The 20,074-nt window shown below is 69.9% G+C and carries 13 protein-coding genes and 1 tRNA gene; 3 read left to right on the forward strand and 11 right to left on the reverse strand.

Translation table 11 applies throughout. The features are described 5' to 3' along the window. Positions 1-18: 18 nt before the first annotated feature. Both J2Y49_RS28545 and J2Y49_RS28550 read left to right on the forward strand, forming a co-directional pair. Positions 19-95, forward strand: a tRNA-Met gene (locus tag J2Y49_RS28545). 144 nt (positions 96-239) lie between these two features. Further along, positions 240-1,145 carry an NAD(P)/FAD-dependent oxidoreductase gene (locus J2Y49_RS28550; RefSeq protein WP_310118839.1) on the forward strand — a complete coding sequence of 302 codons (906 nt, stop codon included), beginning with the start codon at positions 240-242 and terminating at the stop codon, positions 1,143-1,145. A 78-nt stretch (positions 1,146-1,223) separates the two neighbouring features. On the opposite strand, the gene gyrB is transcribed toward J2Y49_RS28550, so the two are convergent. From gyrB to J2Y49_RS28575, 5 genes are all read right to left on the reverse strand, one after another. Then, complete coding sequence (gyrB, locus tag J2Y49_RS28555; RefSeq protein ID WP_310118841.1) at positions 1,224-3,713, reverse strand: DNA topoisomerase (ATP-hydrolyzing) subunit B; 2,490 nt, start codon at positions 3,711-3,713, stop codon at positions 1,224-1,226. A 90-nt stretch (positions 3,714-3,803) separates the two neighbouring features. After that, positions 3,804-4,997, reverse strand: a complete 1,194-nt coding sequence (gene recF, locus J2Y49_RS28560) for a DNA replication/repair protein RecF (RefSeq protein ID WP_310118988.1) — start codon at positions 4,995-4,997, stop codon at positions 3,804-3,806. 64 nt (positions 4,998-5,061) lie between these two features. Beyond that, entirely contained in the window at positions 5,062-6,192 is a 1,131-nt protein-coding gene (gene dnaN, locus J2Y49_RS28565) for a DNA polymerase III subunit beta (protein WP_310118842.1), read from the reverse strand. 346 nt (positions 6,193-6,538) lie between these two features. Then, positions 6,539-8,257, reverse strand: coding sequence for a hypothetical protein (locus J2Y49_RS28570; protein ID WP_310118844.1), 1,719 nt, complete (start codon positions 8,255-8,257; stop codon positions 6,539-6,541). 168 nt (positions 8,258-8,425) lie between these two features. Further along, positions 8,426-9,301, reverse strand: coding sequence for an SDR family oxidoreductase (locus tag J2Y49_RS28575; RefSeq protein WP_310118846.1), 876 nt, complete (start codon positions 9,299-9,301; stop codon positions 8,426-8,428). A gap of 112 nt (positions 9,302-9,413) precedes the next feature. Between J2Y49_RS28575 and J2Y49_RS28580 the strand changes: the two genes are divergently transcribed. Further along, positions 9,414-10,232 (forward strand): hypothetical protein, encoded by an 819-nt coding sequence (locus J2Y49_RS28580; RefSeq protein ID WP_310118848.1) that lies wholly within the window; start codon positions 9,414-9,416, stop codon positions 10,230-10,232. Positions 10,233-10,509: 277 nt separating this feature from the next. Here J2Y49_RS28580 and trxA read toward each other — a convergent pair whose 3' ends face one another. The 6 genes from trxA to tsaE form a co-directional block, all read right to left on the reverse strand. Then, a complete protein-coding gene (gene trxA / locus J2Y49_RS28585; protein ID WP_194914468.1) occupies positions 10,510-10,833 on the reverse strand; it encodes a thioredoxin TrxA in 324 nt (107 codons plus the stop codon). Positions 10,834-10,982: 149 nt separating this feature from the next. Further along, entirely contained in the window at positions 10,983-14,507 is a 3,525-nt protein-coding gene (gene addA / locus J2Y49_RS28590; protein WP_310118849.1) for a double-strand break repair helicase AddA, read from the reverse strand. 157 nt (positions 14,508-14,664) lie between these two features. Then, a complete protein-coding gene (gene addB, locus J2Y49_RS28595) occupies positions 14,665-17,628 on the reverse strand; it encodes a double-strand break repair protein AddB (protein WP_310118850.1) in 2,964 nt (987 codons plus the stop codon). A gap of 178 nt (positions 17,629-17,806) precedes the next feature. After that, positions 17,807-18,547, reverse strand: a complete 741-nt coding sequence (locus J2Y49_RS28600) for a nucleotidyltransferase family protein (RefSeq protein ID WP_310118851.1) — start codon at positions 18,545-18,547, stop codon at positions 17,807-17,809. 1 nt (position 18,548) lies between these two features. Next, a complete protein-coding gene (locus tag J2Y49_RS28605) occupies positions 18,549-19,577 on the reverse strand; it encodes a phosphotransferase (protein WP_310118852.1) in 1,029 nt (342 codons plus the stop codon). Further along, complete coding sequence (gene tsaE, locus J2Y49_RS28610) at positions 19,577-20,059, reverse strand: tRNA (adenosine(37)-N6)-threonylcarbamoyltransferase complex ATPase subunit type 1 TsaE (RefSeq protein WP_310118854.1); 483 nt, start codon at positions 20,057-20,059, stop codon at positions 19,577-19,579. Before tsaE ends, J2Y49_RS28605 begins: the two co-directional genes overlap by 1 nt. Positions 20,060-20,074 lie beyond the last annotated feature (15 nt).

A 20,074-nucleotide genomic window follows, 5' to 3' on the forward strand; every position in this document is an offset into this window, starting at 1 on the left:
CCCCATATGACAGACATCCGCGGGGTGGAGCAGCCCGGTAGCTCGTCAGGCTCATAACCTGAAGGCCGCAGGTTCAAATCCTGCCCCCGCAACCAAATCCTCAAAAAGCCCGCCCAGCTGACGCTCGGCGGGCTTTTTGCTGTGTGCTTTCACTGCTGGCGAGCGTGACATCCGGCCGCTCCGCTTGTCTAGGAACCGAAGGGCACGCTTCGCTTGCCCGGTTCAGGACAAGGAACGCGATGCCGTCCATGCTCGATTGCCTGATCGTCGGCGGTGGTCCCGCCGGCTTGACCGCCGCCATCTACTTGGCCCGCTATCGCCGGTCGGCCCTGGTGGTGGACGAGGCGAAGAGCCGCTGCTCCTGGATTCCGACCTCCCACAACCTCGCCGGCTTCACGGGAGGCATCCCCGGCACCGATCTGCTCGCCCGCATCCGCGCCCAAGCCGAGACCTATGGCGGCCAAATCGAGACCGGGTCGGTAGCCGCGCTGGAGCGGGTAGCAGGCGGCTTCCGCGCCACGCTGGGAGACGGCAGGGAGGTGGACGCTGCAGCCGTTCTGCTGGCGACCGGCGTCATCGATGGCCAGCCGCGTGTGCCTCATCTCTACGAGGCGATGCAGCGCGGCCAAATCCGGGTCTGCCCGATCTGCGACGGCTACGAGGTCATCGACAAGCGGATCGCCGTGCTCGGCCACGGCGCGCAGGCCGTCGGAGAAGCGCGCTTCATCCGTACCTACAGTCCCGCGGTCACGCTGCTGACACTGGGCGAGCCGATGTCCCTGACGGTGGAGGAGCGCACCGAGCTGGATGCCGTGGGCATCGCGGTGATCGAGGAACCGGTGACGGCCGTCGATGCAGGGGCGGACCAGAGCACCCGCCTGACCTTGGAGAGCGGTCAAATCCTCGATTTCGATACGCTCTATTCGGCGCTGGGCATCACCGCCCGGTCCGGTCTGGCCGAGCAGATCGGTGCCGAGATGGATGCTGATGGGCGCCTGATCGTCGACCGGCACCAGCGCAGTTCGGTTCCCGGTTTCTATGCCGCCGGCGATGTCGTCTCAACCCTCAACCAGATCGCCGTCGCCATGGGAGAGGCAGCGATCGCTGCAACTGCCATTCACAACGATTTGCGGCACCGCGGCTGATCTGCAAAGAAATACGCAAAGAAAAAGGAGTGGAGCCTTGCGGCACCACCCCCTTTCCGACGTCTCAGGGTACGTGGATCAGACGTCCAGGTTCGACACCTTCAGTGCGTTGTCCTGGATGAACTCGCGCCGCGGCTCGACGATGTCGCCCATCAGGGTGGAGAACACCTCTTCCGCCTGATCGGCGTGGCTGACGCGGACCTGCAGCAGCGAGCGCTTGGTCGGGTCCAGGGTGGTTTCCCACAGCTGGTCCGGGTTCATCTCGCCAAGGCCCTTGTAGCGCTGGATGGTGACGCCGCGGCGGCCCAGTTCCATCACCGTGTCGAACAGGGCGACGGGACCGGTCAGCGCACGGGTCTCCTTCTGCTTCTCGAAGGCCTTGCCGGCGGTACCGAAGACCCGCTTCAGGTCGGCGGCCAGCCCGTCCAGCCGGCGCGCTTCGCTGCTCTTCAGCAGGTCGACGTCGAACAGATGGCGGTGGGTGACGCCGCGGCGGGCGCGGATGACCGCATAGCCGCCCTGGGGCAGGGCCTCGCCGCGCCAGCCGCCATCGGCGTCCATCGCGTTCATCCGCTCTGCCACCGCCTTGGCCGCGGCTTCGGCGGCGACCTTGTCCTCGGCAAGGTTCGCGGAGAGCGTGCCGGCGACCGCCGCCTGCTCCACCACCATGGCGTTGCCGACCTTGCGCGACAGCGTGTCGATCGCCGGCCGGGCGGTGCGGGCCTGATCGACCAGACCGGACAGCTGCTCGCCGATCAGCAGCGTGCCGTCGGACAGCTGGACCGACAGGTCGCCCAGCGCCGCCTCGACCAGATACTCTTCCAGCGCCCGGTCGTCCTTCAGGTACCGTTCCTTGGCGTTGCCGCGCTTGATGCGGTAGAGCGGCGGCTGGGCGATGTAGAGATAGCCGCGCTCGATCAGGTCGGGCATCTGCCGGAAGAAGAAGGTCAGCAGCAGGGTGCGGATGTGGCTGCCGTCCACGTCCGCGTCGGTCATGATGATGATCTTGTGATAGCGCGTCTTGTCGGCGTTGAACTCGTCGCGGCCGATGCCGGTGCCGAGCGCGGCGATCAGCGTGCCGATCTCCGCAGACCCCAGCATCTTGTCGAAGCGGGCGCGCTCCACGTTCAGGATCTTGCCGCGCAAGGGCAGGATGGCCTGGAACTGGCGCGAACGACCCTGCTTGGCCGAACCGCCGGCCGAGTCGCCCTCGACGATGAACAGTTCGGACGCCGCCGGGTCGCGTTCCTGGCAGTCGGCCAGCTTGCCGGGCAGCGAGGCCATGTCGAGCGCGCCTTTGCGGCGGGTCAGCTCGCGCGCCTTGCGGGCGGCCTCGCGGGCGGCGGCGGCTTCCACCACCTTCTGGACAACGCGCCGGGCGTCGGCCGGATGCTCCTCGAAATACTGGGCCAGCGCCTCGCCCACCACCGCCTCGACGACGGGACGGACTTCCGACGAGACCAGCTTGTCCTTGGTCTGGCTGGAGAATTTCGGATCCGGAACCTTCACCGACAGGACGCAGGTCAGGCCTTCACGGGCGTCGTCTCCCGACAGGTTGACCTTCTCCTTCTTGGCGATGCCGGATTCGGTCGCGTAGTTGTTGATCGCGCGGGTCAGCGCGGCGCGGAAGCCGGCGAGGTGGGTGCCGCCGTCCTTCTGCGGGATGTTGTTGGTGAAGCACAGCGTCGTCTCGTGGTAACTGTCGTTCCACTGCAGCGCGCATTCCACCGTCACCACGCCGCCATGTTCGGTCGGGCGCTCGTTCTTCAGGGTGATCGCCGGCTTGTGCAGCGGCGTCTTGGAACGGTCGAGCCAGCCCACGAAGGCTTCCAGGCCGCCTTCGTAATGCAGGTCCTGCACCTTCGGCTCCACCCCGCGCGCGTCGGTCAGAACCAGACGGACGCCGGAGTTGAGGAACGCCAACTCGCGCAGCCGGTGTTCCAGCGTGGCGTAGTCGAACTCGATGTTGGTGAAGGTCTCGGTCGAGGGCATGAAGGTGACTTCGGTGCCCGACAGCTGCTTGCCCTTCTCCGGCACCATCGGCGCCTCGCCGACATCGGCCAGCGGCGCCTCGGCGACGCCATGGCGGAAGCGCATGGTCCAGATACGGCCGCCGCGCCAGATGCGGAGATCCAGCGTTTCGGACAGGGCGTTCACCACCGACACGCCGACGCCGTGCAGGCCGCCGGAGACCTTGTAGCTGTTCTGGTTGAACTTGCCGCCGGCATGCAGCTGGGTCATCACGACCTCGGCCGCCGAGACACCTTCCTCCGAATGGATGTCGGTCGGGATGCCGCGGCCATTGTCGCGCACCGTGACCGATCCGTCGGCGTTCAGCAGAACCTCGACCTTGTCGCAATAGCCGGCCAGCGCCTCGTCGATGGCGTTGTCGACCACCTCGTACACCATGTGGTGCAGGCCGGACCCGTCGTCGGTGTCGCCGATGTACATGCCGGGGCGTTTGCGCACGGCATCGAGCCCGCGCAGAACGGTGATCGACTCCGCCCCATAGTCCGCCTGCTGGGGCTCCGACTGCGGGAGGTCGTTCTTCAGTGCTTCCTGTGCCATGGGTCGACTATAACAGATTCGGTTGTGGATCCGGCGGTTTAGCGTGCGTGAACACTGCTTTTTTTTGGGTCTTGGCCCGAATTTCCAGCCCTATCCGGGGCGGATGTGGGCGTCTTCGATGCGGAACCGGCGGGCGTCCTCCCCGAGCGGGTCGAAAACCCCCTCGTCGGTGCCGGTCATCCAGGCCTGGGCGCCCAATGCCAGGATTTCGCCGAACAGCGCGGCGCGCCGGTCAGGGTCGAGATGGGCGGCCACTTCGTCCAGCAGAAGGATCGGCGCCGCGCCGCGTTCGGCCGCCAGCAGCCGGGCGTTGGCCAGCACGATGGCGATCAGCAGGGCCTTCTGTTCACCGGTGGAGCAGAAGGCGGCCGGCATGTCCTTGGGCGCATGGCGGACGGCGAGGTCGCTCTTGTGCGGTCCCACCGTGGCGCCGCCGGCATCGGCATCGGCCCGGCGGCCGGAGCGCAAGCTGTCGCGCAGCATATCTTCCGCGGCCAGCGCCGGACCTTCATCGAGCCAGCGCTCCACCGTGCCGGCAACGGCGAGGTCGGCGCCAGGGAAGGGACCGACCGAACGGGCGCAGGCGGCGCGCAGCCGTTGCACCACCTCGCGCCGCGCGGCGGCGACGGCGATGCCGGTGGTCGCCATCTGGTCCTCCAGCGCGCCGAGCCAGCCCTCGTCGAAGCGTCCGTCACGCAGCAGCCGGGCACGTTCGCGCAGGGCATGCTCGTAGCGCGACAGCCGGCCGGCATGGGCGGGATCGAAGCCGAAGACCAGCCGGTCGAGGAAGCGGCGCCGTCCGCTCGATCCTTCGATGAACAGGCGGTCCATCTGCGGGGTCAGCCAGACCATGGCGACATGGTCGGCCAGCGCGGTCTGGCCCTTGGCCGGATGGCCGTCGATGCGGACCAGCCGGCGGTCGCGGTCGGAGGTGCGCCCCCCGCCTTGCCGATTCCCGTCATGAGGTTCGCGGCCGGTGCCGATCTCCACCGGACCCAGCGGCGTGTCGAGCGTCGCCGCCACCGCCCATCCGGCGCCGGGGGCCGAGCCCAGCCGCTCCACCTCGGCCAGCCGGGCGCCGCGCAGGCCGCGGCCGGGGGCGAGGAAGCTGACGGCTTCAAGCAGATTGGTCTTGCCGGCGCCGTTCGGGCCGATCAGGGCGACGGGGCGGCGGTCGGGCTCCAGCCGCGCGGACTCGTAGCCACGGAAACGCGTCAGCGTCATCCGCCGCACGGCCAGGGCCGGCGTCAGGGGTGCGGCGGGCACCGAAGCGCCGCCGTTCATCGAAACTGCTGTGTGCTGCAACTGGTCCGTTCCGCCTGGGGCGGGGAGGATCCCCGCAGCCCCATCACACACGCATCGGCATCAGGACGTAGAGCGCGGTGGAGTCGGCGACGTCGCGGATGATGGTCGGCGACGCGGCGTCGGCCAGCGTGAACTGGGCGCCCTCGCCCTCGATCTGCTGCGTGATGTCCAGCAGATAGCGAGAGTTGAACCCGATTTCCAGCGGGGACTCGGCGTAATTGACCTCCAGCTCCTCAGTGGCACTGCCGGATTCGGGGCTGGTGGCGGACAGGGTGAGCGCACCGCGGACCAGCGACAGCTTCACCGCCCGGCTCTTCTCGGTGGAGATGGTGGCGACGCGGTCGACGGCGGCGGCGAACAGCTTGGCGTCCACCTCCATCACCTTGTCGTTGCCGACCGGGATCACCCGCTCATAGTCGGGGAAGGTGCCGTCGATCAGCTTGGAGGTGACGACGACGCTGTCGAAGCCGAAGCGGATCTTGTTGTCGGACAGCGACAGCTCGATGCGGTCGGCGGCCTCGTCCACCAGCTTGCGGATTTCGGTGACGGTCTTGCGCGGAATGATGACGCCGGGGATGGCGTCCGCCCCATCCGGCAGCGGCATCTCGACCCGGGCCAGCCGGTGGCCGTCGGTGGCGACGGCGCGCAGCACCGGGGTCTCCAGGCTGCCCATCTTGCTCTTGGCGGCGTGCAGGTAGATGCCGTTCAGGTAATAGCGCGTCTCTTCGGTGGAGATGGCGAAGCGGGTGCGGTCGATCAGCCCGCGCAGGTCGGCGGCGGCGACCGAGAAATTGTGCTTCAGCTCGCCGCTGGACAGCTGCGGGAAATCCTCCACCGGCAGGCAGGACAGCTTGAACTGCGACCGGCCGGCGCGCAGCGTCAGGATGGTGCCGTCGCCGCCGATGTCCAGCTCCACCTGGCTGCCGTCGGGCAGCTTGCGGACGATGTCGAACAGGGTGTGGGCGGGGGCGGTGGTGCCGCCGGGACGGCCGACCGTCGCCGGGACGGTTTCCACGATCTCCAGGTCCATGTCGGTGGCGGCCAGCGACAGTTCGCCGTCGCCCGCGCGCAGCAGGACGTTGGACAGGATCGGAATGGTGTTCCGCCGCTCGACCACACTCTGCACGTGACCCAGGGAACGGAGAAGGGCGGCGCGTTCGATGGTGATGTTCATGCTGGCGTCGTCTCGGCCGGAGGGAGAACTTTTTGCGGACCCACCGGGGTTGCGGGCCGTTGTCCGGCCGTCCCGCCCCGAGCGGGCGCGCATCATACCACATCAAAGGGTGCGTCGAACCAAATTGTTGCGGTTAAGGCCTTCGGCCGAGGGGGGAGTTCTCGCTCGATACCCCCACCCCAACCCTCCCCCGCTGGGCGGGGGAGGGGGTTAGACTTTTGTCGGCGTTCTGCGGCAGTCCCTTCCCCGCCCAGCTCTCGCACAAAGCTTCGCTTTGTGCTGACGCGGCAGGCGGACCGTAGGTCCGCTGAGAGCGGGGGAGGTTAGGTGGGGGTCTAGCTTTCCCTCAAAGCGACCCACCCCTCCGCCTCCCCTCATGCAGCCGCAGGATGTCGACGAAATCCGCGCTCTGCCAATTCCTCGACCGGCTCAACTCGCTGCGCACGCTGGTGACGAAGGCGTCGATCACCGCCCACTCGTCGTCGGTTATCTCCCCCGCCGCCTCCAGATAGCTGTGCACCACCCGGTGCAGGCCCTGGCTGACCGGGCTGATCCAGCCGTCCACCGTCTCGCCCATCGCCGCCATCAGCCGGCGGATGCGCAACAGGTGCGCCATGCGGTGGGCCGGCTTCTCATGCGGTTCGGCCTTCATGGCCTGGAGGAAGGCGAGGCGCCCGGTCTCCACCGCATAGAGGCGCAGCGACTTCAACTCCGGGTTGGCATAGCCGGCATTGCCGAGATAGCGGCCCCAGCGCCACACCAGTTCCAACAGCCAGACGATGTCCTCATGGTCGGGCACCGGGGCATGGCGGGCGGTCATCGCCACCTGCAGCCGGGCGGCCAGCGCCGGCATCACCGTGCCGGTCAGGTCGCGGCTGACCGCCGCCAACTCCGCCCGCAGCGCCGGGCCGGTGGAGCGGCTGGCGAGGAAGCCGGTGCCGGACAGCGCGGTCAGCGCGCGGTCGAACCGCTCCACCGCCTCGCCCATCAGGGTGCGGGTCGGGGCAGGGGCCGACAGCACCCCGCCATCCTGGATCTCCATGTCGCCGAACATGCCGTCCACCACCTCGCGGATGGTGGTGCAGGCGGCGTTGAAATGGCAGAGCAGCGCGCGCAGCAGCGGGTGCGACTCGCGCACCGCCGGGCCGCCGTGCTCGCGCACGTGGCGCAGGAACACGTCGTAGCGCCGCTTGACGTTCAGCCCGTAGAGCGGGGCGAACCAGGCCAGCACCTGCGACTGGTCGCGGAAGGGCAGGCCGAGATCGCGCACCCGGCGGACGAAGCCGACCATCAGCGCCGACTGGCAATCCACCTCGGCCGACCGCGGATCGCCGGCACCCTGCATCTCCTCGATGTCGCGGCGCATCCGCTCGGTCAGCGGCACCAGAACCTCGTTGTGCTCCAGCAGGGCGCGGACGAAGCCCAGCAGGTCGCCGTCGATCGGCGCCTTGCGGCCGAGATACTGGGTGCGCAGCCCGGCGTCGTGCCGCGCCTCGTCATTCGCCATCGCCAGGAAGCGATCGGTCAGCTTGCGGTCGCCGGCCATGGCGTAGAGGAAGTCGAGCGCCTCCCGGCGCATCAGTTCGCGCATCACCATCGCGTCGGGGCTGGCCAGCACGGCATCCAGCATCGACTCGCGCGCCATGGCGTCCAGCCGGCTCTGCACCTCCGCCGCGAGGCCGGGAAAGGCGTAGCGGGCCAGCGCCGCCCAGATGCCGCCCATGTCGACCCGCTGGATCAGCGCCGGCACCGACTCCGGCGAGCGGTACAGGATGGGATCGTCGACCAGGAAGGGTTCGAACAGACTGGTGAACAGGCGGCGCGCCTTCATCGGCCGCAGGCGGTTGAAATGCTCGACCAGCGCGTCGCGCAGATGCCGCGCCCGCTCGCCGTTCGGGCTGGCCGTCCCCTCCACCGCGTCGAGCACGGAGCGGATGGCGTGCATCGGGATGCGGGAGACGACCTCGTCCATCTGGCGGCGGAAGGCGCTGGAGTCGATGGCATCCACGCCCGCCGCGGGGGTGGCGGGGGGGAGGGAGGTCGTGACCGTCGGCGTGCTGCTCATGCGCCCAACACCTCGCGGGATAGTCGTCGCCCGGATACTTATGATCCCGCGAGATTATTAAATAAGTTTTGCCTTTTCCATGTGTGTCTTTGGCTAAATCTTATGATTACCGGTATATGCCAATCATTTGCTTTGTAACCTTAGCTTTACCTTTTCCCGGATTTCCGGTTACAGCCTAGCAGCCAACTGCGCTTCCAGCCCGGTGCGGTAGTCGGGATAGGCCAGCGTGACGCCAAGCTGGCGCTTGATGCGGTCGTTCTTCACCCGGCGGCAATCGGCGTAGAAGCTGGCGGCCATCGGCGACATCTCCGCCTGATCGAAGGGAATCAGCGGCGGCGGCTCCACCCCCAGCAGGCGGCAGGCATACTCCACCACCTCGTGCGAGGGGCTCGGCAGGTCGTCGGCCACATTGTAGACCGCGCCCAGCGTCGGCCGTGCCATGGAGGCGCGCAGCGTCCTGGCGATGTCGTCGACATGGATGCGGCAGAACACCTGACCCGGCTTGTCCACCCGACGGGCGGTGCCGTCGCGCACGGAATCGATGGCGCTGCGGCCGGGACCATAGATGCCCGCCAACCGGAACAGATGCATCGGCACGCCGTACTGGCGGTACAGGTTCAGCCAGCCGCGTTCCGCCTCCACCCGGCGTTTCTGGCGCTCCCCGGTCGGCTTCAGCCACGCCGCTTCGCTCACCCATTCGCCACCGGTGTCGCCGTAGACGCCGGTGGTGGATAGGTAGCCGCCCCAGTCCAGCGTGCGCAGGTCGGCCAGATCGCGGGCATGCTGGTCCAGCACCGGGTCGCCCTTGCCGTCCGGCGGAATGCTGACCAGCAGATGGGTGGTGCCGGCCAGCGCCGCCTTGGCATCGGCCAGCGGCCGGCCGCGGTCGAACAGGAAGGCTTCGATCCCCTGGGCCTCCAGTTCCGCCTTCTTCTCCTCGCTGCGGCAGGTGGCGGCGACGCGCCATCCGTCGGCGCGCAGCGCGTCGGCGAAGACACGGGCGCTGTAGCCGGGGCCGAAGACGAACAGGCGGGGATCGGTCATCGCGGGCGGTTCCCGTTGGGGCAGGAGGGGAATGCGTAATGCCGGGGCTTGGCTTATAGGCTTGGCTTGCGGGCTTGCGCCCTGCCCGGCGATGGCGGAGTGTAAAGGCACCATGACCCGACGCAATCCTTACCTTTCCGGCGCGCTGGCCCTCGGGCTGTTCGCAGCCCTGCCGGCGGCGCATGCCGCATCCGGCTCCTCATCCGCCCTGGACCGCAACCGCGAGCTTCAGGCCTGCGCCGCCAAGGCGGAGGCGAACCCCGACGGCGCCAAGGCCGACGCCAAACGCTGGCAGGAGCAGGGCGGCGGCGACCACGCCAAGCTCTGCGAAGCGCTGGCGCTGTTCCATGCCGGCGACTTCAAGGCGGCCGGCACCCAGATGGAGGCGCTGGTGCCGACGCTGGGAAAGGATGACCCCAAGGCCGCCGCCTCGCTGCTCGGCCGCGCCGGCTGGGCGTGGCTGCGTGCCGGCGACCAGGGGCGGGCGGAGCGGCTCTACAGCAAGGCGCTCGACAAGACGCCGGGCAACGTGGATCTGCTGATCGACCGCGCCTTCGCCCGTGCCGAGGGCGAGCGTTTCTGGGACGCCATCGCCGACCTGGACGCGGCGCTGTCGCGCGACCCGCGGCGGGCCGACGCCTATCTCTACCGCGCGACCGCCCACAAGGCGCTGTCCAACTACCGGCAGGCGCTGTCCGACATCGACCATGCGCTGGAACTGAAGCCCGGCGATCCGGAGGCGATCCTGCTGCGCGGCAACGTCAAGGCGATGGGCGGCAACCTGCCCGCCGCGCGCGACGATTGGGCACTGGCCCGCCGTGTCTCTCCCGACAGCGAGTGGGGCCGCGCCGCCGCCGACAACCTCGCCCGCACGGCGGAGGTCGCGGGGGCTGCGGGTAAGGATGCGGCGAAGGAGAAGAAGGCGCAGTGAGGCGGGCGTCGGCTGACGATGCCCCCACCCTAACCCTCCCCCGCTCTCAGCGGACCTATGGTCCGCCTGCCGCGTCAGCACAAAGCAGAGCTTTGTGCGAGAGCTGGGCGGGGGAGGGGATAAGCGCTTGATCGGAAAGGCAGCGGCAGTCCCTCCCCTGCGAAGCGGGGGAGGTCAGGTGGGGGTCTAACTCCACCCGAAGCCAACCCCCCAAAGAAAAAGCCCCGCCGCGGCAACCGCGGGCGGGGCTTTTCCTTGCCTGGACCGGTCGAACCGATTACAGCGCCGAGTCGACCCACTGGAACAGCGCACCCTTGGGCAGGGCGCCGATCTTGGTGGCGGCGACGCTGCCGTCCTTGAACAGCATCAGCGTCGGGATGCCGCGCACGCCGTACTTGCCCGGGGTGCCCGGGTTCTCGTCGATGTTCAGCTTGGCGACGGTGACCTTGCCCTCATACTCGCGGGCCAGCTCGTCGAGCGCCGGGGCGATCATCTTGCAGGGGCCGCACCATTCCGCCCAGAAATCGACCAGGACCGGGCCGGTGGCCTTCAGGACGTCCTGCTCGAAGCTGTCGTCGGTAACCTTGATGGTGGTGCTCATGTGACCTCTAGCCTGGATTCGGAAGCGCCGCGGACCGGTTGTGGAAGGCCGGCGGCCATCGCCCCGTCAGTGGAATTGAGCAAAATGTAGGGCGGAGGCGCCCGGCCGGTCAAGTCACCCCATCTTTCGGAGGACCCGCCGGCCACCCCTCACCCCACCCGCGGGGCCAGACCCGCCGCCGCCGCGTCCAACACCGAGGGCGGCAGTTCCATGGTGTAGGGGCCATCGGTCCAAAGCAGCACGCAACGCACCCGGCGCCCCGGATAGACCGCCCGCAACGCCTCGCGGTAGGCCGCCATCTGCCTCCGGTAAACCATTGGCACGTCTTCCAGATCCCGCGGCGGCGGCCGGTTCGTCTTATAGTCGACGATCCACACCGTGTCCCCGGTCAGCGCCAGCCGGTCGATGCGGCCGGCCAGTGCCCGGCTGCCGTCACCCAGCGCCACCACGCCGACCAGCGGCACCTCCGCCCGCGAATCGGGGCCGAACAGATGCGCGAACTCCGCATGGCTCAGCACCGCCAGCGTCTCCCGCGCGATGGCGTCCTGCTGCTCCGGCGTCAGCTTGTGCGCCGGCCGGGCGAGGAAGCGGCGGCAGGCGGCCTCCCGCGCCTCCTCGGCCAGATTGGGCAGCGTCTGCAACAGCCGGTGGACCAGCAGGCCGCGGCGGAAGCGCTGGCCGTCGTCGTTGCCAAGCGGGGAGCGCACCGCCGGTTCCTCGCCATCGGGGCGCGACGGGGTGAGCGGGCGCGACGGCTCCGGCTCGCCGGGCGGCGGTTCGCCGATCCAGGGTGGCGGCGGCTCGGCGGAAGCACTCTCTTCCGTCTCGACATGGCGCGGCACCGCTGCGGTCTGGGCGCCGACCAGCCGCCAGCCATCGCCGGCCCAGCCGTCGGGACACAGGCCGGTGAAGTCGAAGGGATGCGGCACGCCGTTCTCGCGCATCGCCTCCTCGACCAGCCGGTACCAGCACTCGTCGGACGGCTCGCGCTTGCCCTGATGGCCGCAGATGTACAGCCGGTCCTCCGCCCGCGTCAGCGCGACATAGAGCAGCCGGCGGTATTCCTGGTCGCGCCGCCGGTTGGCCCGCGCCCGCGCTTCGGCGCACAGCGCGTCCTCCTGGGACCGCCGCGCGGCGAACAGCGGCACCGGGCAATCCTCGTCCGGCCACAGGATCGGCGGGCTCTGGGTCGGGCTGCCCAGCGTGTCTGGCAGGAAGACGATCGGCGCCTGCAACCCCTTGGAGCCGTGGACCGTCATGATCCGCACGGTGCCGCCGCCCTGTTCCAGCTCGCGCTTGATCTCCGCGTCGCTTGCCGCCAGCCAGGCGAGGAAATTCTGCAGCGACGGCGGCTCCGTCTTCTCGAAGGCGAGGCAGACGGCCAGGAACTCCTCAAGCGGGTCCTGGGCGTCGGGGCCGAGCCGCTTCAGGATCGCCCGCCGCCCCGACCGCCCGTCGGCCGGGCAGGGCCGGTTCAGCAGCCCGGCGAACAGCTCGTACGGCGCGGAGAAGTCGGTGCGCGCCAGCAGGTCGCCCAGATAGCGCCGGGCCGGGCGGAAGTCGGGCTCGGTCTCCGCCAGCGCCACCAGCGAGCGCCACAGCGTGCTGCGCCGGCCATGGGCGACGCGGAACAGCTCCTCCTCCGTCAGCCCGATCAGCGGCCCCTTCAGCACGGTGGCGAGCGTCAGATCGTCGTCGGGCAGCAGCAGGAAATCTGCCAGCGCCACCAGATCCATGACGGCGAGCTGTTCGGTCAGCACCATGCGGTCGACGCCGGCCACCGGCACGCCGCGGTCCTTCAGCGCGCGGACCAGTTCGGTGACGAAGGCGGTGCGGCGGCGGACCAGCACCATGACGTCGCCGGGCTGCACCGGCCGTCCCTTGGCCTCCAGCTTCTCCCCACTGTCGATCCAGCGATGCACCGTCGCCGCGATGACCGAGGCGAGGCGGGCGGACGGCGAATCGGCGGACTCGCGCGCCACCGGCGGCGCCCAGGCCGGCGTCTCGGTCACCTCGGCCGGCTTCACCGGCGGCCAAAGCTCGACCAGTCCGGCCTGCCCGCGGCGGAAGGCGCGGTGGCGGATCACCGGGCTGGCGTCCGACGCCACGCCGTCGCGGGCACGGTCCAGCGAGAAGACGGCATCGACCGTCTCCAGCACCGCAGCGGTCGAGCGGAAGGAGATGTCGAGGTCCACCCCCGCCCACAGCCGCTCCGCCGACTCCGCCTTGTCCTGGAAATGGCGGCGCATGCGGGCGAATTCGGCGGGATCGGCGCGCTGGAAGCTGAAGATCGACTGCTTCTCGTCGCCCACCGCGAAGACGGTGCGGATCTTGCCATCGGGTGCGGCGGCCTCCAACTCGGCGAAGAACTCGCCGGCGAGCGACGCGACGATGGCCCATTGGTCGGGGTTGGTGTCCTGCGCCTCGTCGATCAGGATGTGGTCCAGGCCGCCGTCCAGCTTGTACAGCACCCACGGCACCCGCGGCGCCTTGCCGTCGCCGCCGCTCAGCAGCCGGTTGGCCGCCAGGATCAGGTCGTCGTAATCCAGCAGGGCGCGCGCCGCCTTGCGGTCGCGATAGGCGTTCAGCATCGCCTGCGCCAGGGTCAGCAGCGCGGTGGTCGAGGCGGCGACCCCGGCGGCCTTCACCCGTTCCGCTATCTCCACCAGCCGCTCCGCTTCCTTCTGCAGGGACAGCAGAGCCTGCGGATAGGCGGTGGCCGGCTTCTTGGTGATCAGCGTCTTGCGCGGGCTGCCCTCGGCGGTCAGGAACAGGCGCTTGTAGGCCTCAAAGGCGCGCACCCGGCGGTCGGCGGCGTCCAGCCAATGCTGGATGGCGATGCCGCGCTCCTGATCACCGGCACTGCCGCCCGCCAACGCCCGGCAGGCCTCACGCAGGGCCGGCGGCTCGCACTGGTCGTCGTGGCAGGCGTGGGTCAGGATCGACTCCTCGGTCACGTCCGGCGGCACCCCCAGCCTTTCATGGATGGCGTCGATCAGCCCGTCCAGCCCATGGAAACGTTCGAACAGCTTCTCCACCTGCCCGCGCTGGCTCGCCAGTTCCGCCAGCAGATCGGCGAAATCCTCTGCGTTCAGGTCGCCGGTCAGCCGGTCCATGGCGCGGCTGAGCGGGCTGTCCGGCTCGGTCCGGCCGGCATGCAGCACGGCGTCGCGCGCCTCCGTCAGCAGCCCGTCGGCGGTGCGGTCGTCCATCACGTCGAAATGCGGCGCCAGCTCGGCTTCCAACGGGAAGCGGCGCAGCAGCGACTGGCAGAAGGCGTGGATGGTCTGGATCTTCATGCCGCCGGGGCAATCCACCACCTGGGCGAACAGCCGCCGCGCGTTCAGCCGCGCCTCCATCGACGGCCGCTCGCCGCAGAGGTCGGCCAGCCGATCCTCCAGAGCGTCGTCGGGCAGGGTCGCCCAAAGGCCGAGCGTCCGGTTGATGCGGATCGCCATTTCCGCCGCGGCGGCCTTGGTGAAGGTCAGGCAGAGGATGCGCGCCGGCGGCGTGCCGGACAGCATCAGCCGCAGCACCCGGTCGGTCAGCACCTTGGTCTTCCCCGACCCAGCGGACGCGCCGACCCACACCGACGCCGTCGGATCGGACGCCCGCCGCTGCGCCACGTTGGGGTCGAGCGGCAGGCTGCGGGGAGACAGGTCGGTCATGGTCATGGGTGATGCTTCCGCAGATCCCCTCTCCCCCCGGGGAGAGGGTTAGGGTGAGGGGGATGCGTGGCAGAATCTTCGGGACAGGCACGCGATGCGTCCCCCTCACCCCGACCCTCTCCCCGGGGGGGGAGAGGGGGAATCTCGCTAACTCCACCTTCCATCACTCGCCCTCTCCGCCGCCCGACGACCATTCCTGGACGCGAGCCAGATGCGCATAGTCTGTATACCGCGGCGCCATCGCCGGCCGTGGACGCGAGCGGTAGGGGGTGTTCGGATCGTCGAACTGTGCGATCAACGCCTCCAGCCCGGCCCTGGCCTCCTCGCCCAATGCCGCCGGGTCGCCTTTCACCGGCTTTTCCTCGCCGGCCGGATCGCCGCCGGACAGGCGCCAGAAGGTCAGTTCGGCCACCGCGCCCTTGTCCACCCCGCTGAACCCGCCCGCCGCGGCGATGGCGGCCTCCAGCGGCAACTGCGGAGCGAAGCCCAGTTCGATCTCCCGCGCGCTCGGCGGGGTGCCGGTCTTGTAGTCGATCACCACCAGCCCATCCGGGCCGCGGTCGATGCGGTCTGCCTTGGCGGTCAGGATGAAGGGGCCGCCGGGACCCGACAGCTCCAGCCGGCCCGGCACCTCGGTCGCCAGCGGGCGGATGCGGGGGCGGCGCTCGCGCTCCAGATCGACGAACCAGCCGGCCACCCGCTCGAAGCGCGGCCACCAGAAGGCCCAGACGTCGGGATGGCTGCGCAACAGCGGACCGAAGCGTTCGCGCCCCAGCGCGATCAGCCGGTCCAGCGCGTCATGGGGCAGGGGGCCGGGATACTCGCGGACGAAGGCGTCCAGCGTGTCGTGGATGATCTGGCCGCGGTCCGACGCCCCCGGATCGGCGGCGATGGGGTCGAGGGCGCGCAGCCGCAGGGCGTGGCGGGCATAGATGGCGTAGGGATCGCGCATCCAGGTCTCGATCTCCGTCACCGACAGCTTGCGCGGCCGGGCGGTCAGCGGCGGGCGCGGCTCGGGCGCCGCCACCGGCTGCACCCGGTCGGGCTCGTCCAGCCCGCGCGCCCAGCCGAGCCAGCAGGCGCCGCGCTCCTCAATGGCACCGTCCAGCCCCAGCGCCTTCAGCACGGTTTCCAGCCGCAGCAGCCAGCGCGACGGCACGGTCGGCGTGCCCTCCACCCGCGCGGCGCGGGTCAGCACCACCTCCGGCGCGCCGCAGGCGTGGGCGAAGTCGTGGGCCGACATGCCGACCAGCCGTTCCGGGCTGGGCAGGCCGAAATCGCGCCGCATCGGCCGCGACATCCAGGGATCGGCGGATGCCGCCGGCGGCCAGGTGCCCTCGTTCAGCCCGCCCAGGATGGTCAGGTCGAGATGCTGGAGACGCGCCTCCATCGGACCCAGGATGAACAGGCGCGGGTGCAGGCCATAGCGGGGACGCACCGCCCGCGCGCTCATCAGCGCGTCGAGCAGCGCCGGGTAATCCTTGGCCGGGATCGCTGGGAAACCTTCCGTCGCATCCAGCAGGTCGTGGACGAAGCGTGCGGCCTCCTCGCCGTCGTCCTGCCGCCACAGCCGTTCCGCTCCGGTCAGTTCGTCGTCGGCGGCCAGTGATTCGCAGAAGGCGACATGGGCGCGCACGAGGTCGGCCAGCGGCGTCTCGCCGTTCAACGCCTCCAGGAACGGGGCCGCGCGCTGGCCGATGTCGACCAGCCATGTGCGCAGGAACTCCTGCTGTTCCTCATGGTCGAAGCGGTCGGCCTGCTCCAGCGCCGCCAGCACGCCGTCGAAGCCCTCCGCCGGGCGGGGGCCGCGCAGCACGATGCGCTCCAGCGCGCGGGCGGCGGCGCGGAAATCTCCTGAGTCGCGGCCGCCCGACGCCATCGGGTGCTTGGCCAGAGCCAGCAGGGCCAGCGGATGGACCCGGCTCGCCGCCAGCTCCGCCGTCAGCCGCAGATAGGTGCCGACCGCGGTGTGGGCGAGCGGTTGGCCGCCCGAGTCGTTGACCAGGATGCCCCAGCGCGCCAGCGCCATGGCGACCCGGCGGCCCAGGTTGCGGTCGGGGGTGATCAGCGCCGCGGTCTTGGTCGGCGTTTCCAGTGCATGGCGCATCAGCAGCGCGATGACCTGTGCCTCTTCCTCCGACGTGGCGGCGTCGATGCGGGTCAGCCCGTCCAGCGCCGACGCATCCACCCCGGACAGCTCGCGCCAGCCCTCGGTGGTCGCCGCCGGGCGCATCGCCTCGGCGATCAGGCGGGCGCGGGGGCCGCGCGGCTCGGTCGCGTCGGTCCAAGGCTGCACCTCGGCGCGTTCAACGCCCAGCAGACGGATCAACTGCGACAGGCCATGCTGTGGGTGGGACTCGTCGCCGGCAATGGCATCCCAGATCGTGTCGTCGGCCCCGGTGTCGAGGCCGGGCAGCACCACCGCCCCCTGCGGCAACCGGGCGATCACCGACAGCAGTTCCGTCGTCGCGGCGATGGAGCCGGTGGAGCCGGCCGCTATCACCATGCCCGGCGGCGGCGCGGCCTGCCAGAGTGCTGCCTGCGTCTCCAGCGCCAGATTGCGGCGCTTGGCCGGGTCGGTCTCCCCGGTCGACTCGAGGATGGCGGGCCACACCTCGGTGATGATGCGCAGGAATCTCAGGGTGACCTGCCAATGCTCGGCATAATCCGCCGGCACCAGCGACTCGAGCTTCTCGAAGCCGGCACGCTCGGTCCATACCGCGTCGATCAGCCGGCCCAGATCGGCACCCAGCCGCACCGCCTGCGCCGTTGTCGCCGACAGCCCGTCGGCCCCCAGGATCAGCCGCGCCAGCGTCATCTGCCGGTTGAGCGGCGAGATCGCCTCCGGCAGGTCGAGCGGGACGTCGGGCAGTTCCTCCTCGGTCAGGCTGAGGTCGCCGGCGTCGAGTTCGCCCAGCGGCGCCATACGCGGCAGCAGAGTCGGCTGTCCGCCGGAGCGGCGCAGGAAGGCCGCCTGCAGTGCCCGGCAGGCGCGCCGCGTCGGCAGCAGAACGGTGACCCCGGCCAATGCCATCGGGTCGCCGCCGATCCGCTCCATGATCCCCGCCGCCAGCATGTCGACGAAAGGCGCGCCCGCGGGGATGCTGTAGACTTTGGGGTGGGTCATCGGCATGCGATCGGTTCCAATGAGCGAGCCGCTTGCCCCCACCCCAACCCTCCCCCGCTGGGCGGGGGAGGGGGCAGGTGCTCGTTCGGGAGGGCGGCGGCAGTCTCCTCCCCCGCCCAGCGGGGGAGGATTAAGGTGGGGGCAAAACTCCCCATCGATTGTACCTTAATCCACGCCCTCAATGCGCCACCGCCCGCACGCCGCCGATGGCCAGCAGATCCTCCGCCTCCTTCAATCCCGCGGGCGTGCCGATGTGGAACCACAGCCCGTCATGGGCAAGGCCGAACAGCCGCCCAGCCTCCTGCGCGCGGTTCCAGATCAGGTTGGTGGAAAAGGCGCCGTCCGGCGTGTCCGCCGCGAACAGCTCCGGCTTCACGATCTGCACCCCGGCATAGACGAAGGGCGCCAGTTCGCGCTCGGCCCGGCGGGTCAGGCGGCCCAGCGGGTCCATGTGATAGTCGCCCAAGCCGTCATAGCCGACCGACTTGGTCGTCGCCATCAGCAGCAGCAGCGCGTCCATCTCCGCCGGGTTCCAATGGGATGCCAGGCGGCGCAGAGCCGGGACCGGCCCGTCCAGCCAGAAGATGTCGGCATTCACCGTATAGACCGGCGCCGTGCCCAGATGGGGCAAGGCCTTCTTCACCCCGCCGCCGGTCTCCAGCAGCGTGTCCTCCGGCGACAGGGTGATGGCTGGAGCCGACCGGTCCTTCAGATGTTCCCCGATCATCGCGCCCAGATAGTGGCTGTTGACCACCGCCCGGCCCACCCCGGCCGCGGCCAGCCGGTCCAGCGCATGGTCCAGCATCGGCTTGCCCAGCACCGGGATCAGCGGCTTCGGCATGCGGTCGGTCAGCGGGCGCATGCGCAGGCCCTGGCCGGCGGCCAGAACCATAGCGGTGTCGGGAATGGTCACGGTCATCTCAGATCGTCTCCGGAACGACGAAGGCGGCACGGGCCTCGGGCGGCAGATGGCGGTCGAACCATGTGGCGACCGGTGCAAGCTCCGGCTTCGCCAGTTGGGCCTCCAGCAGGCGCCAGACCCGCGGCAGGTGGACAAGGTAGGACCGCCGCCCCTGGCTCAGCGCCAGACGGACGAAGATGGCGACGATCCGCGTGTGGCGCGCCGCCCCCAGAACCGCCATGGCGCGGCGGAAGGCGGCGGCATCGGTGTCGGGGAACGCGGCGAGGTAGCGCGCGACCATCCCGTCTGCCAGATCGGGCGCCACGTCGCGCCGCGCATCCTCCAGCAAGGAAACGAGGTCGTAGGCCCGCGGCCCCCAGCCCGCGCTCTGGAAGTCGATCAGCCCCGCAGCATTTGCTCCCGGCCGCGGCAACCGCATCAGGTTGTCGACATGATAGTCGCGCAACAGAAGCGACGGCTCTCCCGCGCAGGCCGGTTCCAGCACCATCCGCCAAGCCGTATCGAAGTCGGAACGATCCTTGTCACTCAAGCTCCGTCCCAGCGCCACCGGCACATAGGCGTCGATGAACAGCCGCGTCTGCGCGACGAACAGCGCCGGATCATAGACGGGCAGGGCGAGGCGCTCCGCCGCCCCCTCCGGCCAGCCGCGATGGAGGACGATCAGCGCGTCGGTCGCCATCTCGTAGAGCGGTTGCGGATCGGCACCATCGGCCAGCAGGCGGGAGAATGTTTCGCTTCCGAAATCATCTTGGATCGCCAAGCCTCGTTGCACATCCGATGCGATCACGGTGGGGACCGAGAGTCCGATGGCCGCCAGTTCGGCGCCGATGGCGATGAAGGGGGCGAGGTCGTCGGCCGGGGCGGGCGTGTCCACCAGGATCAGGGTTTCGCCATCGGCCTTGCGAAGGCGTTCGTAGCGGCGGGCGGAGGCATCGCCGGCCAGCGGTTCGCGCACGGCATCGGACAGGCCGTTGGCGGCCAGGAAGGCGGCGATCTCCGCTTCCCGCGCAGAAGAGACAGCAGCCATCACAGCGTCCAGTCGGCGGCGGCCACCCGCGCCGCCAGCGCGCCATGGCCGGTCAGCGTGGCGCGGCGGGCGTCGGGGCCGTCATGTTCCATCGTCACCTCGACCCGGTCGGGCGGCAGCAGCGGGCCCAGCCGGTCCGGCCATTCCACCAGCGCCACGGCTTCCGCCCGCGCATCGTCCCAGCCCAGTTCATACACCTCGTCCGGTCCCGACAAACGGTAGAGGTCGAAATGCCAGACCGGGCCGATTGCCGTGTCGTAGGTCTGCACCAGCGTGAAGGTGGGGGACGGCACCTCGGCGTCCTCATGGGTGACGCTGCGGATCAGTGCTCGCGACAGCGCCGACTTGCCGGCGCCGAGATCGCCGCGCAGCGCCACGAGGTCGCCCGGCCGCAGGAGGACGCCCAGCCGGCGGCCCAGTGCCGCGGTGGCGGCCTCGTCCGGCAGCGGTACGGTGACGGTGTAGGGGGAGATGTCCGACATGGCGCGGATACTGTG

The sequence above is a fragment of the Azospirillum sp. BE72 genome (genome assembly GCF_031455875.1).
Taxonomy (GTDB): domain Bacteria; phylum Pseudomonadota; class Alphaproteobacteria; order Azospirillales; family Azospirillaceae; genus Azospirillum.

Coding starts and splice junctions, on each gene's coding strand:
- J2Y49_RS28575 (WP_310118846.1), bottom strand. CDS start 9,301: ATGACCGATCCCCGCCTGTTCGTCTTCGGCCCCGGCTACAGCGCCCGT.
- addA (WP_310118849.1), bottom strand. CDS start 14,507: ATGACCATGACCGACCTGTCTCCCCGCAGCCTGCCGCTCGACCCCAAC.
- J2Y49_RS28550 (WP_310118839.1), top strand. CDS start 240: ATGCCGTCCATGCTCGATTGCCTGATCGTCGGCGGTGGTCCCGCCGGC.
- addB (WP_310118850.1), bottom strand. CDS start 17,628: ATGACCCACCCCAAAGTCTACAGCATCCCCGCGGGCGCGCCTTTCGTC.
- dnaN (WP_310118842.1), bottom strand. CDS start 6,192: ATGAACATCACCATCGAACGCGCCGCCCTTCTCCGTTCCCTGGGTCAC.
- gyrB (WP_310118841.1), bottom strand. CDS start 3,713: ATGGCACAGGAAGCACTGAAGAACGACCTCCCGCAGTCGGAGCCCCAG.
- J2Y49_RS28580 (WP_310118848.1), top strand. CDS start 9,414: ATGACCCGACGCAATCCTTACCTTTCCGGCGCGCTGGCCCTCGGGCTG.
- trxA (WP_194914468.1), bottom strand. CDS start 10,833: ATGAGCACCACCATCAAGGTTACCGACGACAGCTTCGAGCAGGACGTC.
- recF (WP_310118988.1), bottom strand. CDS start 4,997: ATGAACGGCGGCGCTTCGGTGCCCGCCGCACCCCTGACGCCGGCCCTG.
- J2Y49_RS28570 (WP_310118844.1), bottom strand. CDS start 8,257: ATGAGCAGCACGCCGACGGTCACGACCTCCCTCCCCCCCGCCACCCCC.
- tsaE (WP_310118854.1), bottom strand. CDS start 20,059: ATGTCGGACATCTCCCCCTACACCGTCACCGTACCGCTGCCGGACGAG.
- J2Y49_RS28600 (WP_310118851.1), bottom strand. CDS start 18,547: ATGACCGTGACCATTCCCGACACCGCTATGGTTCTGGCCGCCGGCCAG.
- J2Y49_RS28605 (WP_310118852.1), bottom strand. CDS start 19,577: ATGGCTGCTGTCTCTTCTGCGCGGGAAGCGGAGATCGCCGCCTTCCTG.